The organism is Tianweitania sp., from assembly GCF_032053605.1.
Lineage (GTDB): Bacteria > Pseudomonadota > Alphaproteobacteria > Rhizobiales > Rhizobiaceae > Tianweitania.
Window position 1 is genome coordinate 1 of sequence record NZ_DAMBUH010000119.1, and the last position, 10,028, is coordinate 10,028.

General features: G+C 61.9%; 7 protein-coding genes. 1 reads left to right on the forward strand and 6 read right to left on the reverse strand.

What is annotated here, in order from left to right; genetic code table 11:
* Positions 1 to 1,096 (forward strand): OmpA family protein (locus RTX98_RS18015; RefSeq protein ID WP_312798176.1); only part of this gene is annotated, 1,096 nt, incomplete at its 5' end.
* A 69-nt stretch (positions 1,097 to 1,165) separates the two neighbouring features.
* Here the strand turns inward: RTX98_RS18015 and RTX98_RS18020 are convergent.
* The 6 genes from RTX98_RS18020 to RTX98_RS18045 form a co-directional block, all read right to left on the reverse strand.
* Positions 1,166 to 2,119: a glyoxylate/hydroxypyruvate reductase A gene (locus RTX98_RS18020; protein WP_312798177.1), complete on the reverse strand. Its 954-nt coding sequence runs from the start codon at positions 2,117 to 2,119 to the stop codon at positions 1,166 to 1,168.
* Positions 2,120 to 2,132: 13 nt separating this feature from the next.
* Positions 2,133 to 3,761 carry an ABC transporter ATP-binding protein gene (locus tag RTX98_RS18025; RefSeq protein WP_312798178.1) on the reverse strand — a complete coding sequence of 543 codons (1,629 nt, stop codon included), beginning with the start codon at positions 3,759 to 3,761 and terminating at the stop codon, positions 2,133 to 2,135.
* Between the two features lie 5 nt (positions 3,762 to 3,766).
* Positions 3,767 to 4,918: an ABC transporter permease gene (locus RTX98_RS18030; protein WP_312798179.1), complete on the reverse strand. Its 1,152-nt coding sequence runs from the start codon at positions 4,916 to 4,918 to the stop codon at positions 3,767 to 3,769.
* Positions 4,918 to 6,000: a microcin C ABC transporter permease YejB gene (locus tag RTX98_RS18035; RefSeq protein ID WP_312798180.1), complete on the reverse strand. Its 1,083-nt coding sequence runs from the start codon at positions 5,998 to 6,000 to the stop codon at positions 4,918 to 4,920. The genes RTX98_RS18030 and RTX98_RS18035 overlap by 1 nt, the downstream gene beginning before the upstream one ends.
* 49 nt (positions 6,001 to 6,049) lie before the next feature.
* A complete protein-coding gene (locus RTX98_RS18040) occupies positions 6,050 to 7,858 on the reverse strand; it encodes an extracellular solute-binding protein (RefSeq protein WP_312798181.1) in 1,809 nt (602 codons plus the stop codon).
* A 68-nt stretch (positions 7,859 to 7,926) separates the two neighbouring features.
* Positions 7,927 to 9,813, reverse strand: coding sequence for an extracellular solute-binding protein (locus RTX98_RS18045; protein WP_416223166.1), 1,887 nt, complete (start codon positions 9,811 to 9,813; stop codon positions 7,927 to 7,929).
* Positions 9,814 to 10,028 lie beyond the last annotated feature (215 nt).

Sequence of the window (10,028 nt, forward strand, 5' to 3'; positions counted from 1 at the left end):
GCCTGCCGGTCAGCCAGGTGCCGCTCCTCAGCCAGGTCCTGCCGCACAGCCTCAGCAGGCACAGCCAGCTCAGCCCGCCCAGCCTGCCGCTCCACCTCCGACCTCGGATGCGGCGGCACAAAGCGAGCGTTCGCGTCCAACTGACATCCGCTCGGCTCGTGAAGAGCGCGGCCAGCGCATCGAGGTCGACCGCGATCAGCCGCGTCGCTGGGAGCGTCGCGAAAACGTCGACGTCGTGAAGGAAGTCGACAACCGCATCATCCTGAACTTTGGCGGCCAGGACTTCGTGGAAAGCTCGGACCGCGATCGTATGGGACGTGACTCCCGCGATACCTATTACGAGGAACTGCCGCGTGGCCGGACCCGCGAAACCATCGTGCGCCAGGACGGCACGCAGGTCGTGACCATCCGCAACGCCTATGGCGATGTGGTTCGTCGTTCGCGCATCACGCCGGACAACCGCGAATACGTGCTGTCCTATGTGGATGAGGATGAGTACGACCGCGACCGTGGCCGCGAATGGCGCGATCCCGGCGAGGACTTGCCGCCGCTCGTTCTCACCATTCCTGCGCGCGATTACATTCTCGACGCGGGTACGGTGGATGACGAGCCGGAGCGCTACTACGACTTCCTCGACCAGCCGCCGGTTGAGCGCATCGAGCGTCTCTACTCGGTTGAAGAAGTCAAGCGTTCGGCCCGCGTTCGTGACACAGTGCGTCGCGTCGATCTTGATACGATCACCTTCGCAACCGGTTCGGCTGAAGTCGCCGAAAGCCAGGTCGATCGCCTCGAAGGCGTGGCACAGGGCATGCAGAAGCTCTTGAAGCGCAACCCGGCCGAGACCTTCCTGATCGAAGGCCACACGGATGCGGTTGGCAGCGACCAGTCCAACCTGGTTCTGTCGGATCGCCGCGCGGAAGCCGTCGCCGATGCACTGTCGCGCTACTTCGATATCCCGCCGGAGAACCTGACCACACAGGGCTACGGTGAGCGCTATCTGAAGATCAAGACAGATGGTGCCGAGCAGGAAAACCGCCGCGTCGCCATCCGCCGCATCACGGCGCTTGTGGCTCCCGCGAGCGCCAGCGCGAAGTAACTGGCCTTCAGGCCAAAAGGAAAAGCCCGGTCGGTGACCGGGCTTTTTCATGTTTTCGGGTGAGGCGCTTTAGTACCCCGCCGCGCGATCCACCAAGTCCCGCAACGGTTCGCCTCGGTCATAGGCGTCCATCTGCTTGAGCATCGGCATGGTGATGGCGCGCGGATCGGACGGCGCTGCCGCATGCGGGGTGACGAATACCTTCGGATGCTGCCACAGCGGCGAGGCTTCCTGTAGCGGCTCGGTCTCGAACACGTCTAGGCTGGCTTCACCGAGCGAACCGTCTTCCAACGCGCGCAAAATATCGGCTTCACGCTGCAGACCGCCACGGCCGGCATTGATCAGCACCGCACCGCCGATCGCATTGTCGCGCCTTAACTGGCGCAGGAGATCATAGGTGATGATGCCGCGTGTGGCGTCGGTCAGCGGCAGCAGCACGACCAGAATGTCCGTGTTCGCCAGGAAGTCCGGCAAGCCGTCGGCGCCGGCATAGGTGGTCATGTCAGCCACATCGGCAGGGCGCCGACTCCAACCGTTGAGCTTGAAGCCAAGCGCACCGACGGCACGGGCGGCTGTGCGTCCCAGCTCGCCGATCCCCATGAAGCCGACGGTTGTTTCCGCTGATGTCGGCTGCGTCAGTTCGTTCCAGTCGCGTGCCGCCTGCCGCTGCCGGTAGTAAGTGCCGCGGCGGTGATGATCGAGCACGCGCCACGTCACATATTCTGCCATGTGCTGCCCGAGGTTCTCGGACACCACGCGCACGATCGGGACGTCAGGCAAGGTTGGATCGCTTAGGACGTGATCGACGCCGGCGCCGAGCGAGAAGATCGCTTTGAGGTTCGGCAAGCGCCCGAGAACGCCATGCGGCTGTTTCCATGCAACCGCGTAATGGATGCTCGGATCTTCCGAGCCATCTGGCTCCATCAGGACTTCGCGGCCGTCCTCGCTGAGCAACTCTGCCCAAAGTGGGTTGACGCCGCTCTTGGAGGTCAGCAGCACCTTGCCGCGCGTTCTTTCGGTCATGCGGAGTGTTCCGTTACTGGCTGACGGCACTCTCGGTGGCCGTTTCGATCTTGAAGGCGGCCGCGATCAGCGCCTTGGTGTAATCGGTCTGCGGATTGTTGAAGATCTGCGTCGACGGCCCGTGCTCCACCACCTGGCCGTTGCGCATCACGATCACTTCGTTGGCCAGGGCGCGCACGACCTTCAGATCGTGGCTGATGAAGAGGTAGGCGAGGTCGTGCTTCTTCTGGAGATCGCGCAGCAAATCCACGACCTGCGCCTGCACGCTCATGTCGAGCGCCGAGGTCGGCTCGTCCAACATCACGAAGCGCGGCTTCAGCACCATGGCGCGTGCAATCGCGATGCGCTGGCGCTGGCCGCCGGAAAACTCGTGCGGATAACGGAATCGGGTCGCCGGATCGAGCCCGACCTCGCGCAGCACATCGACAACACGATCATCGCGCTCATCTGCCGACAGATCGCGGGCATGGATCTTAAGCCCTTCCTGGATGATCTCGCCAACCGACATGCGCGGACTGAGAGAGCCGAACGGGTCCTGGAACACGATCTGCAACTCGTTGCGCAGCGGCCGCATCTCCTTGAACGACAGGCCGTCGATCGCCCTGTCTTCGAAGCGAATGTCGCCCTTGGACGAGATCATGCGCGCCAGCGCCAGGCCGAGCGTCGTCTTGCCCGAACCGGATTCGCCCACGACGCCCAGCGTCTGTCCGGCCTTCACCGTGACATCGATGCCGTCCACCGCGCGCACATAATCGACGGTCTTGCGGAAGAAGCCCTGCTTGATCGGGAAATGGACCTTGATGTCTTTCCCCGACATTACCGTCTTGGCCGCGGGATCAACCGGCGGCGGCGCGCCCTTTGGTTCGGCCGCCAGCAGATGGCGCGTGTACTCGTGCTGCGGGTTGGCGAAGATCTCCTTCGTCGGCCCTTCTTCCACGATCCGGCCCTTGGTCATCACGCAAACCCGATCGGCGATGCGCCGGACAATGCCGAGATCATGCGTGATGAACAGCATGGACATGCCATGCGTCGCCTTGAGTTCGCCAAGCAGCTTGAGGATTTGCGCCTGCACGGTGACGTCGAGCGCGGTGGTCGGCTCGTCGGCGATCAGCAGCTTCGGCCGGTTCGCCAGCGCCATCGCGATCATCACGCGCTGCCGCTGCCCGCCCGACAACTGATGCGGATAGGCGGACAGCCGCTTTTCCGGCTCGCGAATGCCGACTTCGTTCAGCAACTCCAGCGTGCGTGCCCGCGCCTGCGCATCGCGCATGCCCTGATGCAGCTTGAGCACTTCGCCGACCTGCTGCTCGATCGTATGCAGCGGATTGAGCGACGTCATCGGCTCCTGGAAGATCATGGTGACGTCGTTGCCGCGTACCTTGCGCAAGGCGGCTTCATCGGCCGACAGCAAATCAACGCCATCGAACAGGATCTGCCCGCTCGGATGACTGGCTGGCGGGTAGGGCAGCAGCTTCAGCACCGAAAGCGCCGATACCGACTTGCCCGACCCGGACTCGCCAACCAGCGCGACGGTCTCGCCCTTGGCGATGTCGAAGGACACGTGATCCACGGCAAGGCTTTCGCGCCCGCCTTGGGTGAAGGCAACCGACAGATCGCGAACGGAAAGAAGCGGCTGGGTCACGTTTCTCACCGGAACGTCTTGCGCGGATCAAAGGCATCGCGCGTGGCCTCGCCGATGAAGATGAGCAGCGACAGCATGATGGACAGCACGAGGAAGCCCGAAATGCCGAGCCACGGCGCATTGAGGTTGCGCTGGCCCTGACGCAGCAATTCCCCCAGCGACGGCGAGCCGGGCGGCAGGCCAAGGCCGAGGAAGTCGAGCGAAGTCAGCGTCGTGATCGAGCTGTTGAGGATGAACGGCAGGAAGGTCAGCGTCGCGACCATGGCGTTGGGCAGGAGATGCCGCGTCATGATCGTGCGATTGCCGACGCCGAGCGCGCGTGCGGCATTCACATATTCGAAGTTGCGCGCCCGCAGGAACTCCGCGCGCACCACGCCCACAAAGGCCACCCAGGAAAACAGCAGCATGATGCCGAGCAGGATGAAGAAGCCCGGCGGCAGCACGGCCGCGATGATCAGGATGAGGTAGAGCACCGGAATGGACGACCAGATCTCGATGAAACGCTGCAGCAGCAGGTCGGTCCAGCCGCCGAAATACCCCTGCACGGCACCAGCCGAAACACCGATCACCGCCGATGCCAAGGTTAGCACCAGACCAAACAGCACCGAAATGCGGAAGCCGTAGATCACGCGTGACAGCACGTCGCGCGCGGAATCATCCGTGCCCAGCCAGTTCCAGTTGCCCAGCGTGCAGTTCGGATCGTCCACGCCCAGCGGATAGCGCGAGCAGCGCTCTTCCTTAGAATACATCCAGGAGGGCTTGGCAGGCGCCGCCGCCGGAATGTCGTTGTTGACGGTGTTGTAGGAATAGCGGATCGGCGGCCACAGCACCCAGCCATTGGCCTCAATCTCGTCGCTGATGGTCGGGTCTCGGTAGTCCGTTACGGCGTAAAAGCCGCCGAACTTCTCTTCCGGATAGTCCACCAGCACCGGCACCAGGATTTCGCCCTTGTAGGAGGCGAGGATGGGGCGGTCATTGGCGATGAATTCGGCGCCGAGCGACAGAACGAACAGGACCAGGAAGATCCAGAGCGACCAGTATCCACGCCGGTTTGCCTTGAAACTTTCCCACCGCCGGGCGTTCAACGGCGACAGCCACGGGCGCGATACGCGTTCGCGCACCTGTTCCACTTCGGCCTTGAGCTGGATTTCCGACATCAAACGTCCCGGCTCTCGAAGTCGATGCGCGGATCGATCCAGGTGTAAAGAAGATCCGAAAGCAGGCCGACCAGCAGCCCCACCAGCGAGAAGATGAAGAGCGTGGCGAACACCACGGGATAATCGCGGTCGATCACCGAGCGATATCCAAGCAGGCCAAGCCCATCGAGCGAGAAGATGTTCTCGATCAGCAGCGACCCCGTGAAGAAGGCCGAGATGAAGGCGCCGGGGAAGCCCGCAATCACGATCAGCATCGCATTGCGAAACACATGACCATAAAGCACCTGTCGCTCGGACAGGCCCTTCGCGCGCGCCGTGACCACATACTGCTTGCGGATTTCTTCCAGAAACGAGTTCTTGGTGAGCAGCGTCGTGGTGGCGAAGGCGGACAGCACCATCGCCGTCAACGGCAGCGCCAGATGCCAGAAGTAGTCGATGATCTTCATCGGCCACGACAACTGCGACCAGTTTTCAGAGGTCAGGCCGCGGAGCGGGAACCAGTCGAAAAACGATCCACCGGCAAACAACACCATCAGCAGGATCGCGAACAAAAAGCCGGGAATGGCATAGCCGATGATGACGATGCCGGAGGTCCAGACGTCAAAGCTCGACCCGTCTTTGACCGCCTTGCGGATCCCCAGCGGAATGGAGATCAGATAGGAAATCAGCGTGATCCAGAGCCCGAGCGAGATCGACACAGGCATCTTCTCGATGATCAGGTCGAGCACGGAAATATCGCGAAAGAAGCTTTCGCCGAAATCGAACCGCAGGTAGCTGCCCAGCATGCCGAAGAAGCGGGTGTACCACGGCTGATCGAAGCCGAACTGGGCTTCCAGCTGCTTGATGAAAGCGGGGTCGAGCCCCTGCGCACCGCGATATTGCGAACTCTCGCCCCCGCCGCCAGCCTGGCCATTATCGCCGCCACCGCCAGACAGCATGTCGCTGCCCTGGCCGGACAGCTTGGCGATGACTTGCTCGACCGGACCGCCGGGCGCGAACTGGATCACCAGGAAGGACACGGCCATGATGCCGAAGATGGTTGGAACCATCAGCAGCAATCGGCGCAGGATGTAAGCGCCCACTAGATCACCATCCTGAAATCAACTGGAGTGTGCTTCAACACCGATCCTGTCACGCCTTGCCGATCGCCTTGGCCTTCGCCGCGTCGACCCACCACAAGCGTTCCACGGGGAAGCCGTAATCGGGCTTCGGCTCCTTGAAGCCGAACATGTCCCAGAAGCTCGCCCGATGATTCGCCAGGTAATACTGTGGAATCCAATCGCGCCGCGCGCGCAAGACCCTGTCGAGCGCCCGCATCGCCACCACCAGCATCTCGCGAGTTTCCGCACGGCCCACGGCATCGACCAGCGCATCCACCGCCGGATCGGCAATCCCCGGCAGATTGCGCGAACCTTCCCTGTTGGCGGTCTTCGAATGGAAGAAGGTTTCCATTTCGTCGCGCGTCGGCGTGGCGGTGAAGCTGGCGGCAACGCTGATCATATCGAAGTCGAAGCTCGCTTGCCGCGCCTGGTATTGCGCGGGATCGACCAGCCGCACGGATGCATCGATGCCGATCGCGCGCATGTTCTCGACGAAGGGCGCATCGCGCCGCGCCAGGCCGTCATCATTGACCAGCATCTCCAGCGTCAGGCGCTCGCCTTCGCGGGCATGAAAAAAGCCGTCCCGCCGCTCGAACCCGGCATCTCCCAGCAGGCTTTGCGCGCGCGACAACAATGCGCGGTCGCGACCCGAACCGTTGGAACGCGGCTGCATGATCGGTTCGCCGAAAACGGTCGGCGGAAGCTGGCTGCGCAGCAGTTCCAGCAGCGCGAGTTCATCCCCCTGCGGAGGACCATCCGCGCCGAACTCGGAGCGTTCGAACAAGGAATCCGAACGACTATAGGCGTCGTAAAACAGGTTGCGGTTGGTCCACTCGAAGTCGAAGCAGAGCCCGATCGCCTCGCGCACGCGCGCATCCTTGAAGCGGTTGCGGCGCTGGTTCACGGCCCAGGCCTGCATTGACGGCCGCTTTTCCGCTGGGAACTCCCGCTTCACGACGCGGCCTTGGTTGATCGCCGGAAAATCATAGCCGGTCGCCCAAACGCGGCTCGTATATTCCTCGCGGAACAGGATCTCGCCCTTCTTGAACGCCTCGAACTCTGCCTGCCGTTCGCGGTAAAACTCGATGCGGATCCGGTCGAAGTGGTGCAGCCCCTTGTTCAACAGCAGATCGCGACCCCAATAGTCAGGCACGCGCTCATACTCGATCGTCTGACCGGCCTGCACGAGGCCGACCTTGTAGGGACCCGACCCCAGAAGCGCGGTCATCGCATCGCCATCGAAGCCGTTGCGGTCTTCGATATTGGCGCGCGACAGGATGGGGAAGGTGGCAACGGCCAGGATCGCGCGCGGCGACTGGTTGCCGTCAAACACGAGCCGCACCGTATCGGACGAGAGAACTTCTGCCGCACGCAAATCGACTAGCGGCAAGGCGAGGTCGGGATGCCCTTGATCCTTGAGCAGCATGTAGCTCGCCGCCACATCTTCGGGCGTGATCGGCGCGCCATCATGGAAGCGCGCTTGCGACCGCAGCTTGAACACCCAGCTGTTGCGGTCAGCCGCAATGGAAACGCTTTCGGCAACGAGGCCGTACAGGGTGTCCGGCTCATCCAGCGCCGGTCCCATGAGGGAATCGAAGCAAAGCTCCATGCGCGGCGGCGCGTCGCCGCGCAAAATGAAGCTGTTCAGCGTGTTGAAGGTCTGCGTGTTCTGGTTGAAGTACCAGGACGAGGGCGTGAAGTTGAACGTGCCCCCGTTTGGCGCCTCCGGCGACGCATAATCAAGCTGCGTGGCCTCCGGCGGATATTTCAGATCGCCAAAAGCCGACAATCCATGCAGCGGCGTGTCGGTCGGTGTGGCCGCAAACGCAACCCGACCCATTACGGGCGCGAGCGCGGCCGCCCCGGCCAGTGCCAGGAAAGAGCGCCGCGGAAGGGGAGGACCAAACCTCAATTCACGCTCCGGTATTTGGCCGCAAGAGCCTGTTCCTTGGCCGGATCGATCCACCAGGAGTCCGCATCCACGCCCATATACTCAGACTGCTTTTCCGGGATGCCGAACTTGTTCCAATAGGCGACCCACATATTGGGGCGGTGATATTGGGGCACGACATAATAGTTCCACAGGAGAACGCGATCGAGCGCCTTGGTGGCTGCCGTCAGGTCGTCGCGATCGGTTGAGAAGATGACTTTATCGATGAGGGCATCGATGACCGGGTTCTTGATACCCATCGTGTTGCGCGAGCCGGGCGTATCAGCGGCCTGGCTGCTCCAAAAATCGCGCTGCTCGTTACCTGGCGATTCAGTCTGCGCCAGCACCTCCGTGATCATGTCGAACTCGAAAGCGCGGGTCCGGTTCACATACTGGCTTGCGTCAACCACGCGAAGCGAAGCGTCGATGCCGATCTTGCGAAGATTTTGGAGGAAGGGACCCGCGATGATCTCGTCGGTTGGACCGCTGCCGAGAAACTCGATCTTCATCTGCTCGCCCTGAGCGTTCAGAAGCTTACCACCTTTAATCTCCCAACCGGCTTTGCGCATGAGCTGAACTGCTTCGCGCAAATGCGTGCGTTCGGATTGCGGCGTGTCGAACACCGGGAGCTTGAACGGCTCGGTGAAGAGTTCAGGCGGCAGTTGATCCCGATATGGTTCCAGAATTGCCAACTCACGGCCTTCCGGCACGCCGCTGGACGCGAGTCCGCCACCCGGGAAGAAGCTGGACGTTCTGGTGTTCAACCCAAAAAACGCCTGACGGTTCTGCGTTTCGAAATCGTAGGCGAGCGTCAAGGCGTGCCTGATATCACGGTTCTGGAACTGAGGCCGGCGCAGGTTGAGAGCGAAACCCTGCATGTTGATGCGGGCAGTAGATGGATACTCCGCCTTCACAACGTCGCCAGCTTCGACTGCCGGAAAATTATACTCGGTCGACCAGCGCCGCGAGCTGTTTTCCATGCGAATATCCTGCATGCCACCCTTGGTGAAGGCAAGCCAGGCGGCGTTGTCGTCCTGGATGTAGACATACTTGCGCCGGTCGAAATTGTTACGCCCGACATTCACACCGACATCGGCGCCCCAATAATCCTCGACACGCGTCCAGGTAATTTCCGCGCCTGGTCGGAACGGTCCGATCTTGTAAGGACCTGAGCCCAGCGGGGCTTCAAGCGTTGGCTGGGTGATATCGCGCTTACGACCCTGTGCATCCGTGCCTTCCCACCAATGCTTCGGCAGCACGGCCAGATCGCCAAGAATATGCGGCAGTTCGCGATTGCCTTTCTGGTCGAAGCGGAATTCGATCTCGCGATCGTTGAGCGCCACGGCTTCCGTGACATTGGCGTAATAGCGATTGTAGAGCGGGCTGTTCTTCTTCAGCACGTTGAACGACCACACCACATCCTCGGTGGTGACAGGCTTGCCGTCGTGCCAACGCGCCTTCGGGTTCAGCCGATAGGTAGCGGAGGAAAAATCGTCCGGGTGCTTCATCGCGTCCGCAAGCAGCGGCTGGCTTGTGCCTGGCTGTTCGAGCGACTGCTGGAACAGTGTTTCCCATAGGATGCCGCCAAAATCGGAAAGCCCCGCAACGGCCGTGCCGCGAACGATGAACGGGTTGAAGCTGTCGAAAGTGCCAGCAACCACGGAGTTCAGCGTGCCGCCCTTCGGCGCATCCGGATTGACATAGGAATAGCGCTCAAACAGCGCGTCGGTTTTCTCGCTCTCGATCAGCGACGAACTCGTGCGCCATTCCTGTGCAGCCATCGGCTGGGCGGCGGCCAGCCAGATCAAGGCCGCGGCTCCGGCAGTTCGAACAAGGCTGCTGCGCAAGCGATGGGACATCGTCACCTCAGGATCAGAACAGATGCGGATTTAGCGAGAAGCAAACCGGCAAAACAAGGTGGCACGGCGAAAGCCTGAGCCGAAACAGAAAAAGCCGGGGCGAACCCGGCTTTTTCATGGATGGTGTATGACAATCGCGTGACGCGGCGCATGGAAGCCTGCCGCGCTCTGTCGCGATCAGGGCGTCGTCGTAGCCGGCGCTGCCGGAGCGGTGCCACCCT

Bases quoted from the DNA above. Each gene is read 5' to 3' on its own strand.
- RTX98_RS18020 (WP_312798177.1), bottom strand. From the start codon at position 2,119: ATGACCGAAAGAACGCGCGGCAAGGTGCTGCTGACCTCCAAGAGCGGC.
- RTX98_RS18030 (WP_312798179.1), bottom strand. From the start codon at position 4,918: ATGTCGGAAATCCAGCTCAAGGCCGAAGTGGAACAGGTGCGCGAACGC.
- RTX98_RS18040 (WP_312798181.1), bottom strand. From the start codon at position 7,858: ATGGGTCGGGTTGCGTTTGCGGCCACACCGACCGACACGCCGCTGCAT.